The sequence below is a fragment of the Pseudothioclava alba genome (assembly GCF_033100795.1).
Taxonomy (GTDB): Bacteria; Pseudomonadota; Alphaproteobacteria; order Rhodobacterales; family Rhodobacteraceae; genus Pseudothioclava.
The window spans coordinates 18875-39042 of record NZ_JAWLVI010000009.1 but is presented as its reverse complement, the minus strand read 5'-3'; the positions used below and the strand labels follow the sequence as shown (position 1 = coordinate 39042).

The following is a 20168-nucleotide window of genomic DNA, read 5'->3' as shown; positions in this document are numbered from 1 at the left end:
GATAGGGGTCACAGCCGATAGGCGCGACGCGCCAGCCGGTGTGCAAGTTCGTGAATAAGATCAAAGGCTTCGTCCTCGGCCAAACGTCCGGTGCCGACAAGTCCGGCAAGAAAGGCCGCATCCACACGCCGCGCAACATCGTGGCGCGCAGGGATCGAACAGAAGGCGCGGGTGTCATCGTTAAAGCCGACGGTGTTGTAAAAGCCTGCGGTTTCGGTGGTCATCTGGCGAAATCGCATCATGCCCTCATAGCTGTCATGGAACCACCATGCGGGGCCAAGGCGCAGGCAGGGGTAGACGCCCGCCAGCGGGGCAAGCTCGCGCGCGTAGGTGCTTTCGTCCAGCGTGAACAGGATTAGCGTCAGATCGGGGCTTTCGCCCACCGCCTCCAGCAGCGGGCGCAGCGCGGTGACGTAATCGGTGCGGGTGGGGATGTCATAGCCCTTGTCGCGCCCGAAGCGGCCCAGAACCGCATCTGAATGGTTGCGCGACGCGCCGGGGTGAAGCTGCATCACAAGCCCGTCTTCCACCGACATCCGCGCCATTTCTGTAAGCATCTGGCCGCGAAATGCCTCGCGTTCGGCGGCATCGGCGCGACCGGACAGAACCTTGTTATACAGCGCCTCGGCCTCGGCGGCGGGCAGGTTTTCGGTGCGGGCGGTCGGGTGGCCGTGGTCGGTCGAGGTGGCTCCGAAGGATTTGAAACAGGCGCGCCGTGTGCGGTGGGCGTTCAGATAGGCCGTCCAGCCGGTACCCGCCTGCCCGCCAAGCGCGCAGAAGGTTTCGACATTGGCGGCAAATCCCTGAAAATCGGGGTCCACCACAGGATCGGGGCGATAGGCGGTGATGACCCGCCCACCCCAGCCGCTTTCGCGGATTTGCCGGTGCCAGCGCAGATCGTCGAGGGGGCTTTCGGTCGTGGCGATGACCTCGATTCCGAAGCGGTCGAACAGGGCGCGCGGGCGGAACTCGGGGCGGGTGAGGCAGTCGGCGATATGGTCGTAATAGGCATCGGCAGTGGCGGCTGACAGGCGCTCGGTCAGGCCAAAGACCTCTTGGAACGAATGGTCCAGCCAAAGCCGCGAGGGCGTGCCGCGAAACAGGTGGTAATTTTGGGCAAAGAGCTGCCAGATCGTGCGGCCATCGGTTTCGACCGACCCGCCATCGCTGCGCGGAATCCCCAGGGTGTCCAGCGGAACGCCCTGCGAATGAAGCATGCGGAACACGTAATGGTCAGGCGTCACGAAAAGCTGCGCAGGGTCGGGGAAGGGCGCGTTTTGCGCAAACCAGCGCGGGTCGGTGTGCCCGTGGGGCGAGACGATCGGCGCGGCCTGCACCGTCTCATACAGCCCCCGCGCCAAGGCCCGCAGCCCCGGATCAACAGGGAAAAGACGGTTTTCATCCAGCAATGCCATGACATTTGCCCCGTTTGGCTGATAATTCCGCAGGTGGACTTTCGGTTCGCTGATAGACTAATATTCTAGAATAACGAAGCCCGTCAATGAGAGAGGCCGATGACTGATCCTGTCCACTTGCCGCAACTGGATATTGCCGCGCGCCCCTCGGTGGCTGACCTTGTGTTTAACGAGCTGCACCGGCAGGTGTTGACGCTTGAGCTGAAGCCGGGGGCGAAGATGTCCGAGGTGGAGGTCGCGCGGCAGATGGGTGTCTCGCGCCAGCCCGTGCGCGACGCGTTCTACCGGCTTTCCAAGATGGGGTTCTTGCTGATCCGGCCTCAGCGGGCGACGACAGTCACGCTGATTTCACCCAAGGCCGTGATGCGCGCGCGGTTTATCCGCGCCGCGCTTGAGGTCGAAACGGTGCGCGTGGCCGCAACCGTTCTGACGGAGGCCGATCTTGACGCGCTTGGACAGATCATCGAGGCGCAGGACGCGGCGATCAACCGCGATGACCGGGCGGAGTTTCACAAGCTGGACGAGGCGTTCCACCGCCAGATTTGTGTTGGTGCGGGGCTGGGGTTCACCTGGGATATGATTGCCGAGAACAAGGGCCATATGGACAGGGTGCGGATGCTGTCGCTCTCGTTCGGGTCGCGCGTGGCGTGGGAGGAACATGTCGCGCTTCTGGCGGCGCTACGGGCGCGCAACCCCGATACCGCAAGCGACTTGATGCGTGCGCATCTGGGCCGGATCAAGGATCAGCTTGGCCGCATCCGCGCCGAGAATGAGGCGCTGTTCGAGGCCGAAAGCGCCTAGGCGACCAGCGCGCCAAGCCACATTCCAAGCCCGAACCATGTATGCGCGATCAGGCCCATGATGCGGCCTTTCCACGGGGTTGCCGTGCGCGACAGCGCCACGCCAAGCCCAAGACCGGGGTGCAGGAAAAACCAGCCCGCCGCGATTGTGACCAGCGCGAAAATCCAGATCGGCACAAAGGCGGGCGCGGCAAACCACGCGGCCCCCGCGCCGATGGCGAAGGCGATGCCGTAGATCACACCGACGACATAGTGAAACACCCAGCCGATGGCGGTTTCGTTCGGGATGGCCGAGGCCGCCGAGATGTCGTCGTGAAACACCTTGCCGTTGAACAGATGCACGACCCACCGTCCGACATTGCCCCAATTCGCCAGCGGCACCCTCGCCGCGCGGTTCAGCGCCAGCGCCCAAAGGTCCATTGCAATCGTCCCGCCAAGCCCCATCACAAGGCCGACCCAGATCAGTGACATCTTCCTCTCCCTTGAAGATTGCCCCTTTGGTAAAGGCTTTTCGCGGGGCTGTCTCGGGCGAAAACGCCGATCCGCAAAAAATTGTATACCAAATTCATTTCACCCTTGGCATCCGCCTCAAGGCATAGCAGCATCGCTCCATTCCGCCCGATACGGGGGGGAGGCCCGAATCCGGCTGGCCGAATATTTCTATCTTTTCAAAGGATACGCCTGATGCCTTCGATCCCGCCCGAAGCGCGCCGCCAGTCAAATACGCTTGGCATTGCGCTGATGGCGACGGCGGTCTTCTTTTTTGCCGGGGCCGATACTGTCGCGAAGTTTTTGGCGGGGGCTTATCATCCGCTTCAGGTGGCGGGGATGCGGCAGGTGGGGCTTGTGGGCGGTGTGGTGCTTTGGCTGTTGCTGCGCGGCACCGCCGAGCTGCGCACGCGCCAACCCAAGATGCAAATCCTGCGGGGGCTGTGCGCGGGTGTATCGGCGTCGCTTTTCGTGATTTCGCTACGCTACATTCCGCTAACCGATGCCACGACGATTGCCTTTGTCGCGCCGTTCTTTGTGACGATCCTTGGCGCTGTTTTGCTAAAAGAGCCGATCGGGCCGCGCCGCTGGTTCGCGATTGTCGCGGGGTTCTCGGGGACGCTGGTCGTGATGCGGCCCGGCTTTGCCGCCTTCCATCCGGCCTATCTGCTGGTGATGGGCTCGGCCTTTCTGTTTGCGGTGCGGCAGGTGATTTCGCGCAATCTGGCGCGGACGGAAACCACGGTGGCGACGGTTGCCTTTACCGCAGGCGTCAGCGCGGCGCTTCTGGGGCTGGTGCAGCCCTTCGTCTGGGAGCCGATCGAGACGGGGCATATCGCGCTGTTCGTGATGTATGGCGCTTTTGCCGCGATGGGCGAGTTTCTGGTCATCAAGGCGTTGGAGATCGCGCTGGCGGTCGTGGTGGCGCCCTTGCAATACACGATGATCCTGTGGACCAGCTTTTTCGGCTATTCGGTCTTCGGGCATGTGCCGGACGGGTTCACCATTCTGGGGTCGATCATCATTATGACCTCGGGCGGGTTTACCCTCTGGCGCGAACACCAGATCGGCAAACGCCGCGCCGAGGAAGCCAGACTTAGCGCGGAAGCGACGCCCGGATCGCCTCAAGAATAACCACGGCCGAGGCCGCGCCCGGATCGACATGCCCGACCGAGCGCGCGCCCAGTTTGGCAGAACGCCCGCGGCGGCTTTCGATGGTGGCGGTGTAGTCGCGCCCCTCGCGTGCGCCGGAGCAGGCCGCGTCAAGGCAGGCGGCCAGATCACCGCCCGATTGCAGCGCCTCTTTCGCGGCAGCCACCGCAGGCACCCAGGCGTCGATCATGGTTTTGTCGCCCTGAGCCGCGCCGCCGCGCGACAGGATGCCTTCGCAGATGCCCGCAACCCAAGCGACCATCGCGCCCGCATCAAGGTTAAGCCGGTCCGAAACCGCCGCCCCCGCACTGCGGAACGCCGAGGCATACAGCGGCCCCGAGGATGCCCCGACCGCGTCCAGAAACGCCTTGGCCATGCCCTCGGACATCTGCGAAATCGTCGCGTCCTGTGCATCGGCTAGGGCGGGACGCACGGCGCTCCAGCCGATGTCCATCGTGATGCCGTGGTCGCCGTCCCCGATCACGCCATCAAGTTCGGACAGCCAGTCGCGGTTCGCGCGGATCGCATCGGCCACGTTCAGCATCATTGCGCGAAAGACCTCTGGCGTCACCGCTCCGTCGGTCGCCAGCGTGCCGCGGTCAACCTGCGCCGCAGCCGCCGCGCCTGCGTGATCGCGCCGGGTGTGCGTCCCCTTGGGGGGCAGCGCGCCCGCAACCGTCAGGGCCGGTGTGCGGCATGGGGTATCCAGAAGCGATTTCAGATCGTCGTCCAGCTTGAGCAGCGTCACCGACGCCCCCGCCATCTCCAGCGAGGTGCAATACTCACCAACCCACGAGTGATGGATCGAAACACCGCGTTCGGCCAAAATCTGCGCGACCCGGCGGTGCAGGATATACAGCTCCAGCGGACCGGTTGCGCCCAGACCATTGACCAGCACCGCCACCTCGTCGCCTTGCCCCAGCGGCATATCGGCAAGGATTGTCGCCATCAGCTCATCGGTGACCGCATCGGCGGTTTCCAGTTTGCCGCGCCGCATCCCCGGCTCGCCATGCACGCCCATGCCGATTTCCATCTCGTCATGGCCGATCTCGAAATTCGGCTTGCCGGTCTGCGGCATCGAGCACGCGGTCAGCGCGACGCCCATCGAGCGGCAGTTGTCATTCGCGTGCCGCGCAGCCGCAAGGCAGGCGGCCAGATCGCGGCCTTGTTCGGCGGCCGCTCCGGCGATCTTGAAGACAAAGAAATCGCCCGCAATGCCGCGCCGTTCGCCCTCACGCCCCTTCGGAGCCGAGGCCACATCATCCGTCACCTGAACCGAGCGCGCGGGTATCCCGATGCTTTCACATTCCTCGGCGGCCATGTCGAAGTTCATCACATCGCCGGTGTAATTGCCGTAAAGGAACATCACACCCGCCCCGCCATCGGCAGCGCGCGCGGCATCCATGATCTGTTCGGGCGAGGGCGAGGCAAAGACATTCCCCACCGCCGCCGCATCGGCCAAGCCACGCCCGACATAGCCCGCAAAGGCAGGCTCGTGCCCCGAGCCGCCGCCGATCACGATGCCGACCTTGCCATCGCGCGGGCCATCCATGGCGACTACCGCGCGGCGCGTCGCGCCCTCGACCGTCAGCATATCTGGGTGCGCGGACAGCATCCCTTCGATTGCCTGCGAGATGATGTCCTCGGGCGCGTTTATCAGCTTTTTGGTGCGAATATCCTCGGTCATGTCAGCGCCCTTTCACAAAGGTTTTCGCCGCCGCAACGGTCTGTTCGATCCACGGTTGTTCTTTCGCAATCGCCGCCTCAAGCCCGTCGTGCTCCAGCATCAGCCAATGTTCGAGGATCACGCTCATATCTGCGGGGCAATGCGTTAGCTGGTCGAGAATCCAGTCGATCGGGGCGCGGCCCGTCCCCAGCGGAACCCCGTGAATACGGAAGCCGACACCGTATTTGTCGGGTGTGATCCGGTAGTCCTTGAGGTGCAGGTTGATCGTATAGGGGGCCAGCAGGCGGATCGTTTCCTCGGGCCATTCGCCCGCACAGATCGAGTTCGCCACATCAAGACAAACGCCCAGATGATCGTCGTTCACCGTATCCAGAAGCTCGACCATGCGCGGTGAGGGGTAATTGAAGTGGTTTTCAATCGCGATCTTCATGCCCGCGGCTCGGGCCTTATCGACGCGCGGGCGAAGCTGCTCGGCCAGATCTGCGACGGGGATATGGCCGTCGGCCTCGTCCAGCGCGACGCGCATGATTTTCGAGCGCAGCCGCTTGCCGATCTCAAGGTAACGGTCCACCTCGCCGGCATCGAAACATTGGGTGCCAAGCTCAAGGATCAGCCCCTTTTCCTGCGCGACCTCATAAAGGCGGTGATGGTCGGCCTCGGAGTAGCGGTCCAGCGGCATGTTGTCGGCATATTGCACGACCTCAAGGCCCAACGCCTCGGCGCGGTCCAGCAGGTCAAACGCGGTCATCGGCGCGGTGGGGATTTGATCTTTGATACCAATCGACCAGCGATAGGCGTAGCTGCCAAGCCCGAGTTTCATGCAATCCTCCATCTGTGCGCGCGGGGGGGGGGCGATGCCTGCTCCCCATCGGTTGACCCAGAGTCTTAGCCAAAGCACGGGCTTCGGGGAACGAAAACCCACGGCGCAACAGTTAAGAAATGCAATGGGTATTGTGAAGTTTTGCTAATCTATTGCTTTGGCCGGGCCACTTTACAGCGGGGCACGAGGGGCTAACATCGGCGCTGCCAGCCCGCCGGTTTCGGGATGCGCCTTTGAACCGACCAATACGAGGCCGCCCCGATGCTGCATGTGCTGACCCATGATATTCTGCCGGTGTTCTCGATGCTGGCGCTTGGGTTCATCCTTGGGCGCTTGGGCAAGGTGTCGCGCGCCGAGGCAGCAGCGCTGAACCGGATCGCCTTTCTGGTGATGCAGCCCGCGCTGATCTTTCCGCTGATCAACGGGCTGGACTGGGGTAGCTTCCGGCTTGATGCGATTGCGGTCTATGCGGGCAGTCAGGTGGCGCTGTTCGCGCTGGCCTTCTGGATCGCCTATCGGCTTTTGCGCCACGAGATGCTGGAGGCGTGGCTTCTGGCGATGACCACGATCTTTGTGAACACGCTGCTGTATATCTGGCCGATTTCCTATCTGATCTACGGCGAGGCAGCCTCGTTGCCGATCACCAGCCTTGTGGCGTGGGATGCGGCGGTGACGTTTGCGTTTTTCATCGTCTCGACCGGCGTGATTGCGCATCGCGATGTGTCGGCGGTGCAGATGGTCAAGCGGGTTGCGATGAACCCCGTGCTGATCGCGATTATGCTGGGGTCGTTAAGCAATGTCTTGCGGATCACCATTCCCGAGCCGCTGCTGGCCGCGATGAAATTCACGGGGGCTGGCGCGCCGCCGATTACTCTGTTCGCGCTTGGAGTGGTGCTGTCGGGCCATGCGCTGCGGCCCTCGGTGACGATTGGCGTGATGTCGGGGTTGAAACTGCTGGCATTTCCGGCGCTCGTCTGGGGCGGGTTGCAGCTAGGTGCCCGCCCGCCTGAATGGAACACGCTTTCGGTGCTCTGCGCGGCGGGGCCGTCTGGGGCGATGGCCTTTGCGCTGGCGATGCTGCACGGGGTCAAGACCGATCAGATCGCCCCGATTATCATCTGGACCTCGATCCTGTCGCTGTTCTCTCTGGCCTGGCTGGCCTGAGCCAAAACGCAAAACGGCGCCCCGATGGGACGCCATTTTTCGCAATGTGAAGCGCGTTCAGGCGGCTTCGGGCAGGCCCGCACCAAGCGACACTGTGCTTTGACGCGTGGTGATCGCTTCGGCCAGATCGGCTTGCAACCCTGCGTTCAGGTCACGCAGAAAGGCCTTACGGCTGGTGCCCATTGCGGCGAAATCGGCGTCGCGCATGGTAAGCATCATCTCACGGGCCACACGCATCTGACGGGTTTCCAGATAGCGGGCGAAAAGCTGTTTGAACATAGTCGGATATTCCTTTGGTCTGTTGGCGCTAACTAACAAGGGTCATGCGCCCTGACATCCCGTTGAATCGGTAATGCCGCCATGCAGCAATTGCATGCCGCAGGCGCAAACCGCTTTCGGCTTGCCCGGGCCGGGATTGCCAACGTGTTTTCTCCTGTTTGAGAGGAGCGAGCCCTCTGCCTGTCAGGCGTTCATTTCGGCAACACAGACTCTCCAGAGGTCGAACGCATCGGCCCTGGCGTGGCGATATGAGATGGCGGAGAGTTGATAGCGTCGTGGGCGGAAAACGATGTTGATCTGATCATGTGTCGCAAGAAATCTCTGAGCCTGTTGGGGATATTTGAGCCGCCCCATCAGCTTCTCGCGCTTTCGAGTTGGCCTGTGTGATCCTTCGATCCGGTTGTTCAAGCCCTTGTGTGCGCGATGATCCGCGCCCGGTGCCAGATCCCGGATCGGCCTGAAATAGCAGCGAAGCTTGTCCATGATCACGACACGGGGTTCACCGAACCGGTCGATCAGCCTTGCCAAGAAACGTCTTGCTGCTTTGGCGTAGCGTCGAGGCTGAACGAGAATATCAAGCACGTCGCCGTTCGCGTCGACCGCCCTCCAGAGCCGGTATTTTCTGCCGTTGATCGGGATAACGACCTCATCCAGATGCCATTTGTCAATCGCAGCAGCTCTGTCCCGTTTGATACAATCGGCGAAGTGGCGGCCAAAGCGGTTCACCCATTTCCGGATCGTTTCCCGGCTGACCATCACACCCCGATCGGCGAGAAGGTCTTCGACATCCGCCGCACTGAGCGCGAAGTGATGGTCGACCCAGACGGCATTCTTGAGGGAAGCGGTAGCCTTTCAGGCGCGGCGTGGAGGATGGCATATTCATACACAACGCCCAACCAAGCGCCGCACCGCAAACAACTTGGCAATACCAGACGCAGTGATCTTGGTTAGCAAATCGCTACATTCACAATTCTCATGAACTTCCGCAATTTGGCCAGATTTCATCCGCACCGGCGGCCCGTTTTCGGCGCGCAATAGGCGGGTGTGGTGAATAGTGGGGGGCCGTTATGGGGCTCGTGTTCGGTGGTCGGTTCGCGTCGGGGGTGGGTGCTCTCGATCGAGGTATTCTGGATCTGTTCGTTGTGCAGGAGGGAGGCTCCACGCGGCTCTATTCGATTGGAGGGGCAAATGGTGGCGTTGTCAGCTACGCCCTTACAGGGGGCAGGCTTTTGGTTCTGGACACGGATTACTATTCGTCCAGCGACCTTGTTGATCCGGTCGCTCCGATGCTCTTGCCGCTTGCTTCGGGTGTTCTGGTTTATGGCGCAACGGATGCCGGAGATCTGGTCGGACTGAATCTTTCTTCAGCAGGTATTCCTGGCCAGACAACCACTATCCAGATGCCTTCTGACGGGATCGCAGGACCGCAATCGGCCATACTTACGACCAGTCTGAACAACGGCCAAACGGCACTTTACGCGATAGATCAGGCGCAAGGCGGGCTGCATCTGTATCTCCAAGGCGCGTCTGGCTGGATGGCAAGCGGGCAAAACTACGCTTTCCAAAGCGTAGGGCCGGATGCCGGTGATGCGCTTCTGGACAACCTTCGCGTTGGCAACAGCGAATTCCTTCTGGCAGCGACAAGTTTTTCCGATTCTGTCGCGGTGTTTCGCATCTCCGGCACGACTGGAGCGCTGACGCAAACCGACAGCCTTGGAAGCACGGATGGGCTTGGAATCAATACACCTACCGCAATGGAAACCTTCACGGCTTTCGGCTCCGGTTGGGTCGTTCTGGCCGCCTCTGACAGCAATTCTCTTTCCGTGATGAGGCTCGGAGCGGATGGAACGTTGACGCCTGCCGACCATGTGATCGACTCGCTTCACACACGCTTTGCGGGGTTGACCGCGCTGAGCGCCGTCACGGTCGGCGAGAGAGTTTATCTGGTCGCGGGCGGTGCGGATGACGGGATCAGTCTGTTTACGCTCCTGCCGGACGGGAGGCTCGTGCATCTGCAAACGCTGGTGAATGCAGGCGGGCTGGGTCTGGATAACGTTCAGTCGATCGAGACCGCTCTGGTGGGGGAGGCACTCCAGATCGTTGTCGCTTCCGGCACTCAGGCCGGCTTGTCGCTGTTTACCCTCGACCTGTCCGGATCGGGGGCTTTCCGGGAGGCCAGCGGACTGGTTGCGGGTAGTTCGGGTGATGATCTGCTGGTGGCAGGCGGCACCAGCGACACGCTTCAGGGCGGCGCGGGCGATGATATTCTCGCCTCGGGTGCCGGTCGCACCGTGATGACTGGCGGTACAGGAAGCGACCTGTTTGTGCTGCGACCCTCCGGCCAGCGGCAGATCATTACGGATTTCACCCCCGGTGCGGACAGCCTGGACCTCACGAATTGGCCGTTGTTGCGCAATATCGGGCAGCTGTCGGTTGCGACGAGTGGAGCCTCCCTGATCCTTGGATTCAACGGCAATTCGGTCGAAATCCGCTCGGGTACGGGGCAGGCACTGACGCTGGCTGACATCTTCCCTGACCAGATGCTTGGCGCGCTCGATCATATGCCGCTATTCAATCTGGATGACTGGGTGGAACCCGATTTGCCCCCCGAACCAGGGCCGGATTCCGGGTCGATAGCCCTCCCCGTGGTGATGTCCATGCCGGCGGTCTTTGTGCCGCCAATCAGTGTCCAGCCTGCAGATCTGACACGATTCCGTCAGGTTTATGGTTCAGCGCGCAGTGAAAAAATCGTGGGCTTTTCGGGCGCGGACTTGATGCGCGGCGGCGGCGGGAACGATACCCTCGTGGGGGCGGCGGGCGCCGATCGCCTGATAGGCGGGGACGGGAATGACCGAATTTTCGCGGGCATCGGCGCTGATACGATTTGGGGCGGAATCGGTGGCGATGCAATTGCAGGTGGTGCCGGAAACGATCTGATCCGGGGTGAAGCGGGACACGACTTGCTATGGGGGGGCGGGGGTGACGACACATTAATCGGCGGTGTGGGAGGTGACCGGCTCTGGGGGGGCTACGGGGGGGATATACTTTACGGATGGAGCGGCAATGATACCCTCTGGGCAGGGGCTGGAAATGACCTTGCTCTTGGTGGTCTGGGGTATGATGCGGTTTGGGGCGGCAGTGGCAGTGACACTATTTCGGGGGGGTATGGCAATGACCTGCTCGGCGGAGGGGCAGATAATGACTATGTCATGGGCAACGCAGGCGCTGATACAATCTGGGGCGGCGATGGCCATGATATGATCTGGGGCGGCGTCGGGAACGATCTGGTGGGAGCCGGGGCCGGTGACGACTACGTTGAAGGCGGCGACGGCGACGACCGTATTTGGGGCGCTGCAGGACGCGACACTATTCTGGGCGGTGCGGGGCAGGACAGTCTATGGGGTGCATATGGCGAGGATCTGATCTCAGGCGGCAACGGTAATGACACGCTTGGTGGCGGCGCAGGCACGGATACCCTAGTCGGGGACGGTGGGGACGATCTGCTTTTTGGCGGAGGGGACGCCGATGTCTTTGTATTCTCGGGCAGCTTCGGTAATGACCGAATAGAAGACTTCGAGATTGGCAGCGACAGGCTGGCCTTCGACGCCCCGTTCGGCTCGGTCGAAGATCTTGCCATCATTGCAAGCGGTGCAAATACGGTAATCCATACCGTGGCTGGCACGATTACATTAACCGGCATCAGCCCGGACAGCCTGTCGACGGACAGTTTTATCTTCGGATGGGATAGTCTTTGACCCCGGTCAGAGGAACCGGGGCCAGGGGTGTCTCGTGTCAGAAGATGAAGTCATCCGCCACAAGCGACCCTGCCGAGACGCCCAGCAAGGTTATGCTATTGCCAAGCCCGTCGCTGATCACGGCATTTGCACCCGATTGCGTCAGATGGTTGGCGGTCAGATCGGCAAAATCTGTGATCTCGGATGTCGCGGAGAGATCAACCTGATCCGAGCTGTCCCATGAGTAGACGCTATCCACGCCAGTGCTGAACACGAACACATCGACCCCGATGTCGCCGTAGATGGTGTCGTTTCCGGTGCCCCCGCCAAGCCGGTTTGTTCCCGTCCCGCCGTAAATGATGTCATTGCCTGCGCCGCCCCAGATCGTGTCGTTGCCGCCACCACCTCGGATAAGATCGGCCCCGGTATTACCGAATATGCGATCTGCGTGCGCGGCCCCCCAGATGGTATCGTTGCCGCCCCCACCCCAGATGCGATCGGCCCCCGCATCACCGATGATGCGGTCCTTACCTGCCGCGCCCCAGATGGTATCGTTCCCGTCGCCGCCGTAGATCGTATCGTTACCAGAGGCACCGCCGATCCGATCGGATTCAGTTCCCCCATCAATCCAGTCGTTGCCGTCGCCGCCCCAGATGGTGTCAAGCCCCGCGCCGCCCAGCAACGTATCATTGTCGCCTTCACCGCCGATCAGATCGTTTCCAGTGTCCCCCGAAACGGCATCGTTGCCGTCGCTGCCCCAAATCGTGTCATTGCCATCATGCCCATAGAGCGCGTCATGACCATAGCCCCCATAGATCCGATCGTTTCCGTTGCCGCCCCAGAGCGAGTCGTTGCCGCCAGCGCCCCAAAGCGTATCATAACCACCGCCTCCACGGAGCCGGTCATTGCCTGCGCGGCCACTAATTCTATCGGCACCAGCGCCGCCCACTACAGAATCCGCTCCGCTGCCGGCATCAAGCCAGTTGTTCGCGCTATTGCCGATGATCGTATCATTGCCCGAGCCGCTGATCGCATTTTCGATCACCGCGCCACGGGCAATGCCGATAACGCCGATCAGGCTGCCGTAGTTGGAGAAGGTTTCCTCCTCAAGGCTGAGATACAAGGCAACAGTCGCCGGGCTCAGATCAAGCGTATCGATTCCGCCGTTGTCATAGACCGTCATCGCAACGGCATCGCCGCTATAGGCCCAATAGGTCGTGCCATTCAGAATATTGTTCCACAAAGCGGGCAGATAGCCATTGAGGTTCGAATTCGCGCCCCAAGTGGTATTTCCGTTCGTCGCCGATGAGGCGCCATACATGCTCTGGATCGCGATGATGTCGGCCATCATCAGGGTCGAGAGATAGGCATAGGATGCATCGACCGAGGTGTTATCTTCCTGGCTGAAATACGACATGACCGACAACTGCCAGCTGTCGTTGAGGAAATCCGCATCGACCGGATAGGTCGCTGTTACGTTATAGTTGCTCTGGTGCCCCAGTCCCAAAGCATGGCCGATTTCATGGACGTAGGTCTGGAACGAATAGCTGTCGAGCGTGGTGCCGTAGGTCGAAAGCCACGCCGTCGAGATATTGACGAATGAATCGGTGATCGTGCCGCCAGAGGTCGTCGAGGTCGAATAGGCGCCAGTGTCGTAATCATCGAACATAATATCAGCCGCAGACGAGGTGGTCTCGACGAAATCGAGATCGGCATACAGCTCCCACGCCTGAAACGCCCAACGCGCAAGCTGCCGTCCGGCAGAGGTCAGGCCGGTAAGATTGACGGTAATCTGGTTCGAGGTGCTGACGTCGAAGGAGCGCGCAGATGACCCGTTATCGGCCCAGTAACCGGACACGAGGTAATTCGCGAGATCGTCCAGCGTGCCTTCCGGCGGGGGAGTGAATGCGCCAATATTCCCGAATTGAAGCAAATAGCTACCCGAATAGGTGTAGGAATACTCACTGACTTCGACGAAATAATATCCGCTTTGCGTGACGGTCGCCTGAATGTAGGGATCATACGCCGAGCCGGAGTCATCATCATAGGTGATAACCCTGCCGGAGGCGTCGTAAAGCACCAGGAAGCCATCCGACAATGTGCCGCCGCCGCCGCCAGCACCCGACAGATCGAAGGAATAGGTTGTCCAGGCATCAAGCCAGACGCGGACCACATCGACATCCCCGCCCGACGCCACATAGCCGCTGAAACTATCGCCAACCGACAAGGTGTAGGCGGTCGATCCTATCGTATTTGGTGCATCCGTTGTCTCGGTGACAAGCTGATAGCTGACATTGGCAGCTTCGAACGAACATTCGTCACTCTGAACCGATACAACCGAACACATGGTGCACATTTTCCAAAACCCCTCAAAACCCGCAGGCGCGCCTATTCCTACTCGAAATCGACTTTACTGTAATCCAGAAGCCGAAGCAAAAAGCCTTTTGCCATTTCGTCACTTAATGCGCGATCCATGACCGAAAGCTCGAATTCTGGCCCGGAAACCGGCGGATTGTTTCCGTTTTTCCACTCAATCCGCGCCTTGAGGCCATAGCTATCGTGCTTTAGCACCACCAGCCGCAGGTGGTCCTCCGCTGCCTGCCCCGTTTGCGCGACACGCCACTCGGGGTGTGCCTCGGAAACGGCTTCGGCAAACAGGGGGCAAAGCGATGGCTCTGCTGCGGCATCACAAAACAATCGCACCGGCATGGCAGCCTCTCCCTCACATCCGGCCAGAGATCCGGCCAGAAGCACCGCTGTCAATACGGCAGGACGAAACCCCATACGCAAACCTCTCCGCCTTACGATGACGAGAAACTCTTCTACCAAACCTAATATAGGGGCTCATCGTCCTATTCAAAACACCCTGCGCGGCCATCGCGGCGGATTGTCTCGGCTCCGTCGGCAATCTGGCGCGCGCGCCGCCGCACGAATTCAGACGGTTTGGCCGCGGAACGCCCCTTCGGATCGGGCAGAATGGCGGCCAGAAGTGCCGCCTGCTCGGCGCTCAGCCGATCCGGGGTCGTGCGGAAATAGCGAAATGCCGCCGCATTGATCCCGAACACGCCCTCATCGAATTCGGCCACGTTCAGATAGACCTCAAGGATGCGCCGCTTCGACCAGATCACCTCGACCGCAGGCGTTAGCAGCGCCTCCAGCGCCTTGCGCGGCCAGCTCCGTTCCTGCCAGAGAAAGACATTCTTCGCGACCTGCTGGCTAAGCGTCGAGGCTCCGCGGTTTGCCCCATCGTCGATCGCCTGCCGGATCGCGCGCATGTCAAAGCCCCAATGCAGGCAGAAATTCGCGTCCTCCGCCGCCACGACCGAACGCGCCATAACGGGGGCGATTTCGTCAAACGCGGTCCACTGCTTGTCGACGCTTCCCAGACGGCGGGCTTCGGACCAGATTGTCAGCGTCGTCGGCGGGTTGAGAAAGCTGTAAAGCACAACCAGCGCCAGCAAAGCCGCCGCTGCGCCAAGCGCAAAGCGCGCCAACCATTTCGCCACCCACAAAAGCGGCGCGCTGGCCGAGGCCCAAAACCCCGTCGCAGCCCCGGATCGGCGCGTGTTCTTTCTGCTTTTGCTCTTACCTGCCATGCGCCCCATAAGTCATTTCGCACGGGTGCAGGTCAAGCGGCGAAACACATCCCCTCCGAGCGGCACGCCACTTTTCGCGCAGTGCTCCAACTCGACTGCCGCTGTGGCAAGCCCGCCCGCGTGATTGCCGCAGCGATTTGCGCGGACAGCCGCGGATCGCCGTCAAGGAGACTGTCGCCGGGAAAGAAGCTTTCGGTTGCTGTGCCATTCGATGTCAGGATGTGGTGCCCGCGTAAAAGCAGGTGGTGGTAGCTCACCTCGGTGCAAGGCTCGATCCGGATCGACCCGCCGTTGACCAGATGTTTGGCGGCCACCAGAACCTCATCGGTGCCGCAATAAAGCTCGGCCTTCCACCCGCTTAGCAAAATCCGATGCTGTTGCGAGACCCACAGCTCGCGATCATTGCCAATCGCGCCCTTGGCAAACCGCACCGGCGCGCAGACGCCGCGCCCGAGAACCACGCGACGGCCGGCCCACAGGATCGGCTGCACGCCCGCGTTCTGCGTCATCACTTGATCGCCCTCACGCAAGGTTTCGACGGGGGCTTCTCCGTTCGGGGTCAGGATCATCGTCCCTGCGACAAAGCAGGGCGGCCCAAGGCTGGAGACAGGGGTTTGCGTCGAGGAATTCACCCATGTCGAGCTAAGGAAGGTTGCTGGTTCGAGAACGGTTCCATCTGTCGGCGTAAAGACCGCACGCCCGTCGGCCAGATAGAAGGTTACGCCAGAAATCGTCTGCGTCGAGCCATCCGGGTAGCGCACATTGATCGTATCCCCGACCCAAACGTTATTCACCGTCGAGCCGTCGATACTGTCGATCCCGTTCGAGGTCAGCCAGTTATCATTGTTGCTATCGACAATCGAGAATTTCACCGGTGTCAGCGCGGTGCCGCCCGGCGGCGGATTGCCAGGGTCCATAACATAGAACTGGTCAAGATATGTAGCCATGCAACGGCCCTCCTTGGCTGACACCTTTGGGGCCGAGGCGGGCCATTTGGCGGCGCGATTGCGAAAATTTAAGGGAAATTAGCGCGGAATGTGGCGACGCGGTGAAACGAAACAGACGGGCGTTGATGGTCACACCCGTTGCGGCTTTATGCGCTTCGCGAAATCTCTGGATTTTGCGGCTGTTAACCAATCCTCAAGGCGGGCGTGAGATTCTCCTTTGGGTTGTTACCCAGCGGAGGCACAAATGTCCCGATTGCAGATTGTGCGTGAATGGTTCGATGAGGTCTGGATCCGGCAGGAACTGGATGCTCTGGGTAGGTATTTCGTCGATGAAAATGCGGCTCAGGGCGTTCGTGGCCTTGACCTGCGCCCCGAGGATTTTCGCGAGCTGGTCCCCGCGATGCGCCGGATGATCGCCAGTCCGGTGATCGAGATACTCAAACATTTCGAAAGTGCGGATTGGCTTTGGGTTCTTGTGCAGGTTGCCGGGAAGTGCCCGCGCAGCGCCGCCCCGATCGAGTTTTCGGGCCAGATGGCGATCAGGTTTTCCGGCGATCAGATTGCCGAAGCCTATAACCACTTCGATTTCATCGGCTTCTTTGAGCAGGCGGGCGCATTGCCGCCCGAGACGATGGCCCTGTGCCTGTCAGGAGAGACGCTGGGGCTGTAATCGTCCTTGCCAGTCGGAGCGCGGGGCGGCACCTTGCGCGCATCATGGATACGCACACCGCTCCCGCTTCGCCACCAAGCGTGCACGATTTGCACCGCGCCTTCGCACGGATCGGCCTGCTGTCTTTCGGTGGGCCTGCGGCGCAGATCGCGCTGATGCATCGCTGCCTCGTGGACGAGAAGCGCTGGCTGACCGAGGCCGAATTCCTGCGCGCGCTGAGCTTTTGTATGGTTCTTCCCGGCCCTGAGGCGATGCAGCTGGCGACCTATGCGGGTTGGCGGCTGCGCGGGGTCACGGGCGGGCTGATCGGCGGGCTGTGGTTCGTGGGGCCGGGGGCGCTGGTGATCCTCGCGCTTGGCCTTTTGTATGGCGGTCTTGGCGATAGCCCGCTGGCGCAAGGGGCGCTTTGGGGGCTGAAGGCATGTGTCATGGTGATCGTGGTGCAGGCACTCGCCTCTATGGCACGGCGTGCGTTGCACGGGCTCGCGGCCTACGCGCTGGCAGCAATGGCCTTTGTCGCCCTGTTCGTCTTTGGCCTGCCCTTTCCGCTTGTGGTGCTGGTGGCTGGCGCGTGGGGCTGGCTGTCCGCCCCGAAACAGCAATCGCCCGAACGCTACGCCATCAGCACCGGCGCACTAGGCGCCGCGCTCCGCCGAGCGGCCCCTTGGGCTGCCTTGTGGGCGCTGCCTCTGGTGGTGCTGGCGATCAGTGGCTCGACTTTCCTGGTGCAGCTCGGGTTGTTTTTTTCAAAGCTCGCCGCGCTCAGTTTCGGCGGCGCTTATGCGCTGCTCGCGTGGATGGCGCAGGCGATGGTTGCGGATCACGGCTGGCTGACCACGCCCGAGGTCATCGACGCCCTCGGTTTTGCGGAAACCACCCCCGGCCCGCTCATCCTTGTGACCGCGTTTGCCGCGCTGATTGCGGGGTTGAAAACCGGTATCGGAACGGGGATCGCCGCATGGGCGCTCACGCTTTGGGTCACGTTCATTCCCTGTTTCCTGTGGATATTCACCGGTGCGCCGCTGATCGAGGCATTGACCCACCGCCCGCGCCTTTCTGCTGCCTTGCAGGCCATCACCGCCTCGGTCACCGGCGTAATCGCATCGCTCTCCCTTTGGTTCGCGCTCCATGTCGTCTTTGCAACTCTAACGCCCGGACCCTTCGCGCTCAGCCTGCCGAGCCTTCCCTCCGCCCGCCCCGAGGCACTGGCCCTTGCCGCCCTTGCCGCGCTTCTGATCCGCTTCGTGCGCGCGCCCCTCTGGCTGGTGTTGGGGGTAGTTTCGGCAGCGGGCGTTGTTCTCTGCGCACTACTCTGACCCCTCTTCCCTTGGCCGACGAATCCCCTATGCTGAACGCGATTACGCAGGGGAGACGCATGTCGCATTCGATTGATTACGGAAGCCTGATGCACGCCGCCATGCGCGGCCTGATCCAGACGGTCTTGCAGGACATCTCCGAGCACGGCCTGCCCGGAGCGCATCATTTCTTTATCACCTTCGACACCCGTCACCCCGATGCCGAGCTGGCGGACTGGCTGCGCGACCGCTATCCCGAAGAGATGACCATCGTCATCCAGCACTGGTTCGATAATCTTGTTGTCGATGACGACGGCTTTGCGATCACGCTGAACTTTGGCGATGCGCCCGAGCGGCTGGTCATTCCCTTCGATGCGGTCTCGACCTTTGTCGACCCCTCGGTCGAGTTCGGCCTGCGGTTTGAAACACAGTCGTCGGACGAGGATGACGAGGAAGACGAAGAAGAGGACGGGGACGAGCCGCCGCCCCGCGGCGATGCCGAGGTCGTCAGCCTCGACAAATTCCGCAAATAGGCCGCAAGCCGCGCTCCGATAGCGTTAAACCTTGGTATGCAGCCGTATACCAATTGCAAAACGCGCGCGCGCGGACTATCACGCGCGTGTAGATTCCTGCTCGCATGCTTGGAGGCCCAACATGACCGCGACCCGCACCGAAACCGACAGCTTCGGCCCGCTCGAAGTTCCTGCCGACAAATACTGGGGCGCGCAAACGCAGCGCTCGATCATGAACTTCCCGATCGGCTGGGAGCGCCAGCCCGTTCCGGTGATCCGCGCGCTTGGCGTGATCAAGAAAGCCGCCGCCGTCGTCAACCAGGGCTTCGGCGATCTGGATGCGGGCCTGTCGGATGCCATTCAGGCCGCCGCGACCGAGGTGATCGACGGCAAGTTTGACGACAACTTCCCGCTGGTCGTCTGGCAGACCGGCTCGGGCACGCAGTCGAACATGAACGCGAACGAGGTGATCTCGAACCGTGCCATCGAGATGATGGGCGGCGTGATGGGCTCGAAAAAGCCGGTTCACCCGAACGACCACTGCAATATGGGGCAGTCGTCGAACGACACTTTCCCGACCGCGATGCACGTTGCCATCGGTATGCAGGCGCGCGACGTTCTGCTGCCCGGCCTGCGCAAGCTGCACGCCGCGCTCGCCGCAAAATCCGAAGAGTTCAAGGACATCATCAAGATCGGCCGCACGCACACGCAGGACGCAACGCCGCTGACCCTTGGGCAAGAGTTCGGCGGCTATGCGCATCAGGTGGCTCAGGGCATCAAGCGCGTCGAAATGTGCCTGCCCGACATCTACGAGCTGGCACAGGGCGGCACCGCTGTCGGCACCGGCCTGAACACCCGCAAGGGCTTTGCCGAGAAGGTCGCCGCCGAGATCGCGAACATCACCGGCCTGCCTTTCGTCACCGCGCCCAACAAGTTCGAAGCACTGGCCGCGCATGACGCGATGGTGATGTTCTCGGGCGCGCTGAAGACGGTTGCGGCCTCGCTGTTCAAAATCGCCAACGACATGCGCCTTCTGGGTTCGGGCCCGCGTTCGGGTCTGGGCGAGCTGATCCTGCCGGAGAACGAGCCGGGCTCGTCGATCATGCCGGGCAAGGTAAACCCGACGCAGGCCGAAGCGCTGACCATGGTTTGCGCGCACGTTATGGGCAATGACGCGGCTGTCGGCTTTGCCGGCTCGCAAGGCCACTTCGAGCTGAACGTCTACAACCCGATGATGAGCTATAACGTCCTGCAATCCATGCAGCTCTTGGGCGACTCGGCGTCGGCCTTCACCGACAACATGGTTGTTGGCACACAGGCGAACGTCGCGCGCATCGACAAGCTGATGAAGGAATCGTTGATGCTGGTAACGGCTCTGGCGCCGACCATCGGCTATGACAATGCGACCAAGGTTGCCAAGACCGCGCACAAGAACGGCACGACCCTGAAGGAAGAGGCAATCGCGCTTGGCCTTGTGGACGAAGAAACCTTCGACCGCATCGTGCGCCCCGAGGACATGATCGGCCCGAAAGGCTGATCCCTTCCGAACGACGGCTTCAAAGGGCGGCCCTCGGGTCGCCCTTTTGCATGAGCGGGCTTCCCGTGTCG

At 61.6% G+C, this 20168-nt stretch carries 17 protein-coding genes and 1 pseudogene; 8 read left to right on the top strand and 10 right to left on the bottom strand.

Annotation, left to right across the window (positions count from 1 at the left end; translation table 11 throughout):
- Positions 1-8: 8 nt before the first annotated feature.
- Positions 9-1415 (bottom strand): glucuronate isomerase, encoded by a 1407-nt coding sequence (gene uxaC / locus RYZ20_RS14805; protein WP_317674820.1) that lies wholly within the window; start codon positions 1413-1415, stop codon positions 9-11.
- A 99-nt stretch (positions 1416-1514) separates the two neighbouring features.
- On the opposite strand from uxaC, the gene RYZ20_RS14800 reads away from it, so the two are divergent.
- Entirely contained in the window at positions 1515-2216 is a 702-nt protein-coding gene (locus tag RYZ20_RS14800; RefSeq protein WP_317674818.1) for a GntR family transcriptional regulator, read from the top strand.
- On the opposite strand, the gene RYZ20_RS14795 is transcribed toward RYZ20_RS14800, so the two are convergent.
- Entirely contained in the window at positions 2213-2686 is a 474-nt protein-coding gene (locus tag RYZ20_RS14795; protein ID WP_317674816.1) for a DUF2938 family protein, read from the bottom strand. The two genes, RYZ20_RS14800 and RYZ20_RS14795, sit on opposite strands and share 4 nt — an antisense overlap.
- Positions 2687-2899: 213 nt before the next feature.
- Between RYZ20_RS14795 and RYZ20_RS14790 the strand changes: the two genes are divergently transcribed.
- Positions 2900-3838, top strand: coding sequence for a DMT family transporter (locus RYZ20_RS14790; protein ID WP_317674814.1), 939 nt, complete (start codon positions 2900-2902; stop codon positions 3836-3838).
- Here the strand turns inward: RYZ20_RS14790 and dhaL are convergent.
- The gene (gene dhaL, locus RYZ20_RS14785) at positions 3801-5543 is read right to left on the bottom strand and encodes a dihydroxyacetone kinase subunit DhaL (RefSeq protein WP_317674812.1); all 1743 of its coding nucleotides are present in this window, start codon (positions 5541-5543) and stop codon (positions 3801-3803) included. The genes RYZ20_RS14790 and dhaL overlap by 38 nt on opposite strands.
- A gap of 1 nt (position 5544) precedes the next feature.
- Entirely contained in the window at positions 5545-6363 is an 819-nt protein-coding gene (locus RYZ20_RS14780; RefSeq protein WP_317674810.1) for a sugar phosphate isomerase/epimerase family protein, read from the bottom strand.
- Between the two features lie 261 nt (positions 6364-6624).
- On the opposite strand from RYZ20_RS14780, the gene RYZ20_RS14775 reads away from it, so the two are divergent.
- Positions 6625-7527: an AEC family transporter gene (locus RYZ20_RS14775; RefSeq protein ID WP_317674808.1), complete on the top strand. Its 903-nt coding sequence runs from the start codon at positions 6625-6627 to the stop codon at positions 7525-7527.
- Between the two features lie 57 nt (positions 7528-7584).
- Here the strand turns inward: RYZ20_RS14775 and RYZ20_RS14770 are convergent, their stop codons facing one another.
- Positions 7585-7806, bottom strand: coding sequence for a hypothetical protein (locus RYZ20_RS14770; RefSeq protein WP_317674806.1), 222 nt, complete (start codon positions 7804-7806; stop codon positions 7585-7587).
- Between the two features lie 183 nt (positions 7807-7989).
- A pseudogene (locus tag RYZ20_RS14765) lies at positions 7990-8689 on the bottom strand (IS6 family transposase).
- Between the two features lie 184 nt (positions 8690-8873).
- Between RYZ20_RS14765 and RYZ20_RS14760 the strand changes: the two are divergent.
- Positions 8874-11561, top strand: a complete 2688-nt coding sequence (locus tag RYZ20_RS14760) for a calcium-binding protein (protein ID WP_317674804.1) — start codon at positions 8874-8876, stop codon at positions 11559-11561.
- 37 nt (positions 11562-11598) lie between these two features.
- Here RYZ20_RS14760 and RYZ20_RS14755 read toward each other — a convergent pair whose 3' ends face one another.
- The 4 genes from RYZ20_RS14755 to RYZ20_RS14740 all read right to left on the bottom strand — a co-directional run bounded on the left by RYZ20_RS14755 (position 11599) and on the right by RYZ20_RS14740 (position 16083).
- The gene (locus RYZ20_RS14755; RefSeq protein WP_317674802.1) at positions 11599-13887 is read right to left on the bottom strand and encodes a M10 family metallopeptidase; all 2289 of its coding nucleotides are present in this window, start codon (positions 13885-13887) and stop codon (positions 11599-11601) included.
- A 47-nt stretch (positions 13888-13934) separates the two neighbouring features.
- Positions 13935-14249 (bottom strand): hypothetical protein, encoded by a 315-nt coding sequence (locus RYZ20_RS14750; RefSeq protein WP_317674800.1) that lies wholly within the window; start codon positions 14247-14249, stop codon positions 13935-13937.
- Between the two features lie 143 nt (positions 14250-14392).
- Positions 14393-15136: a monofunctional biosynthetic peptidoglycan transglycosylase gene (gene mtgA, locus RYZ20_RS14745; RefSeq protein ID WP_317674798.1), complete on the bottom strand. Its 744-nt coding sequence runs from the start codon at positions 15134-15136 to the stop codon at positions 14393-14395.
- Positions 15137-15168: 32 nt separating this feature from the next.
- Positions 15169-16083 carry a Hint domain-containing protein gene (locus RYZ20_RS14740; protein ID WP_317674796.1) on the bottom strand — a complete coding sequence of 305 codons (915 nt, stop codon included), beginning with the start codon at positions 16081-16083 and terminating at the stop codon, positions 15169-15171.
- A 244-nt stretch (positions 16084-16327) separates the two neighbouring features.
- On the opposite strand from RYZ20_RS14740, the gene RYZ20_RS14735 reads away from it, so the two are divergent.
- The 4 genes from RYZ20_RS14735 to fumC all read left to right on the top strand — a co-directional run bounded on the left by RYZ20_RS14735 (position 16328) and on the right by fumC (position 20097).
- The gene (locus tag RYZ20_RS14735; protein WP_317674794.1) at positions 16328-16753 is read left to right on the top strand and encodes a hypothetical protein; all 426 of its coding nucleotides are present in this window, start codon (positions 16328-16330) and stop codon (positions 16751-16753) included.
- A 44-nt stretch (positions 16754-16797) separates the two neighbouring features.
- Positions 16798-18069 (top strand): chromate efflux transporter, encoded by a 1272-nt coding sequence (gene chrA, locus RYZ20_RS14730; protein ID WP_317674792.1) that lies wholly within the window; start codon positions 16798-16800, stop codon positions 18067-18069.
- Between the two features lie 59 nt (positions 18070-18128).
- A complete protein-coding gene (locus tag RYZ20_RS14725) occupies positions 18129-18581 on the top strand; it encodes an SspB family protein (RefSeq protein ID WP_317674790.1) in 453 nt (150 codons plus the stop codon).
- 121 nt (positions 18582-18702) lie between these two features.
- Positions 18703-20097: a class II fumarate hydratase gene (gene fumC, locus RYZ20_RS14720; protein WP_317674788.1), complete on the top strand. Its 1395-nt coding sequence runs from the start codon at positions 18703-18705 to the stop codon at positions 20095-20097.
- Positions 20098-20168 lie beyond the last annotated feature (71 nt).